The following is a 3037-nucleotide window of genomic DNA, read 5'->3' on the forward strand; positions in this document are numbered from 1 at the left end:
AGTTGTTGAAAGATTGCTCTCTCAAAACTAGAGAAGAAAGTTTTCAGTTAGGTAACTTCGTTTCATTTTTTGGTTAAGTCCTCGATCGATTAGTATTTGTCCGCTCCATGTATCGCTACACTTCCACTCCAAACCTATCTACCTGATCATCTTTCAGGGATCTTACTTTCCGAAGAAATGGGAAATCTCATCTTGAGGGGGGCTTCACGCTTAGATGCTTTCAGCGTTTATCCCTGCCACACATAGCTACCCAGCGATGCTCCTGGCGGAACAACTGGTACACCAGCGGTGTGTCCATCCCGGTCCTCTCGTACTAAGGACAGCTCCTCTCAAATTTCCTGCGCCCGCGACGGATAGGGACCGAACTGTCTCACGACGTTCTGAACCCAGCTCGCGTGCCGCTTTAATGGGCGAACAGCCCAACCCTTGGGACCGACTACAGCCCCAGGATGCGACGAGCCGACATCGAGGTGCCAAACCTCCCCGTCGATGTGGACTCTTGGGGGAGATAAGCCTGTTATCCCCGGGGTAGCTTTTATCCGTTGAGCGATGGCCCTTCCATGCGGAACCACCGGATCACTAAGCCCGACTTTCGTCCCTGCTCGACTTGTCAGTCTCGCAGTCAAGCTCCCTTGTGCCTTTACACTCTGCGAATGATTTCCATCCATTCTGAGGGAACCTTTGGGCGCCTCCGTTACTCTTTAGGAGGCGACCGCCCCAGTCAAACTGCCCACCTGACACTGTCTCCCCACGCGCTAAGCGTGGCGGGTTAGAATGGTCATACAGCCAGGGTAGTATCCCACCATTGCCTCCTCGTATGCTAGCGCACACGTCTCTTCGGCTCCTACCTATCCTGTACAAGCGGTACAAACATTCCATATCAGGTTGCAGTAAAGCTCCACGGGGTCTTTCCGTCCTGTCGCGGGTAACCTGCATCTTCACAGGTACTATAATTTCACCGAGTCTCTCGTTGAGACAGTGCCCAGATCGTTGCGCCTTTCGTGCGGGTCGGAACTTACCCGACAAGGAATTTCGCTACCTTAGGACCGTTATAGTTACGGCCGCCGTTTACTGGGGCTTCAATTCGTACCTTCGCCGAAGCTAAGCACTCCTCTTAACCTTCCAGCACCGGGCAGGCGTCAGCCCCTATACGTCACCTTACGGTTTTGCAGAGACCTGTGTTTTTGCTAAACAGTCGCCTGGGCCTATTCACTGCGGCTCTCTCGGGCTTGCACCCTAATAGAGCACCCCTTCTCCCGAAGTTACGGGGTCATTTTGCCGAGTTCCTTAACGAGAGTTCTCTCGCTCACCTTAGGATTCTCTCCTCATCTACCTGTGTCGGTTTGCGGTACGGGCAGTACTTCTCTTCCTAGAGGCTTTTCTTGACAGCGTGAAATCAGGAACTTCCGTACTTAATTTCCTTCCCCATCACAGCTCATGCTTCGCAAGAAGCGGATTTGCCTACTTCTCACACTCACTGCTTGGACGCACATTTCCATTCGTGCGATTCCCTATCCTTCTGTGTCACCCCATCGGTTAAACAATTAGCACTGGTACAGGAATCTCTACCTGTTGTCCATCGCCTACGCCTATCGGCCTCGGCTTAGGTCCCGACTAACCCTGAGCGGACGAGCCTTCCTCAGGAAACCTTAGATATTCGGTGGAAGGGATTCTCACCCTTCTTTCGCTACTCATACCGGCATTCTCACTTCTAAGCGCTCCACCAGTCCTTCCGGTCTGACTTCACCGCCCTTAGAACGCTCTCCTACCACGAACCTCTAAAGAGGTTCATCCACAGTTTCGGTAATATGTTTAGCCCCGGTACATTTTCGGCGCGGGGTCACTCGACCAGTGAGCTATTACGCACTCTTTCAATGGTGGCTGCTTCTAAGCCAACATCCTGGTTGTCTAAGCAACCCCACATCCTTTTCCACTTAACATATATTTGGGGACCTTAACTGGTGGTCTGGGCTGTTTCCCTTTCGACTACGGATCTTATCACTCGCAGTCTGACTCCCGAGTATAAGTACATGGCATTCGGAGTTTATCTGAATTCGGTAACCCGAGAAGGGCCCCTAGTCCAAACAGTGCTCTACCTCCATGACTCTTTACCTCGAGGCTAGCCCTAAAGCTATTTCGGAGAGAACCAGCTATCTCCAAGTTCGATTGGAATTTCTCCGCTACCCACACCTCATCCCCGCACTTTTCAACGTGCGTGGGTTCGGACCTCCAGTAAGTATTACCTTACCTTCATCCTGGACATGGGTAGATCACCTGGTTTCGGGTCTACGACCTGTTACTTATGCGCCCTATTCAGACTCGCTTTCGCTACGGCTCCGCTTTTTCCGCTTAACCTTGCAACAAATCGTAACTCGCCGGTTCATTCTACAAAAGGCACGCTATCACCCATTAACGGGCTCTAACTACTTGTAGGCACACGGTTTCAGGAACTGTTTCACTCCCCTTCCGGGGTGCTTTTCACCTTTCCCTCACGGTACTGGTTCACTATCGGTCACTAGGGAGTATTTAGCCTTGGGAGATGGTCCTCCCGGATTCCGACGGAATTTCACGTGTTCCGCCGTACTCAGGATCCACTCTGGAGGGAAAGCCATTTCAACTACCGGGCTGTTACCGTCTTTGGCGGGCCTTTCCAGACCGCTTCATTTATAACTTTCTTTTGTAACTCCGTATAGAGTGTCCTACAACCCCAAGAAGCAAGCTTCTTGGTTTGGGCTCTTTCCGTTTCGCTCGCCGCTACTCAGGAAATCGATTTTTCTTTCTCTTCCTCCAGGTACTTAGATGTTTCAGTTCCCTGGGTCTGCCTTCCTCACGCTATGTATTCACGTAAGGATACTATCCGACTAAAGATAGTGGGTTCCCCCATTCGGAAATCTCTGGATCAACGCTTACGTACAGCTCCCCAAAGCATATCGGTGTTAGTCCCGTCCTTCTTCGGCTCCTAGTGCCAAGGCATCCACCGTGCGCCCTTTCTAACTTAACCAATTTACTTCTACGAAGTAAAGGTTGTTTTTCTGAT

The 3037-nt window shown here is 51.2% G+C and carries 1 rRNA gene; it reads right to left on the reverse strand.

What is annotated here, in order from left to right:
• Positions 1-69: 69 nt before the first annotated feature.
• A 23S ribosomal RNA gene (locus HCB45_RS15005) occupies positions 70-3001 on the reverse strand.
• Positions 3002-3037: the final 36 nt, after the last annotated feature.

Source organism: Listeria farberi (assembly GCF_014229245.1).
Taxonomy (GTDB): Bacteria; Bacillota; Bacilli; order Lactobacillales; family Listeriaceae; genus Listeria; species Listeria farberi.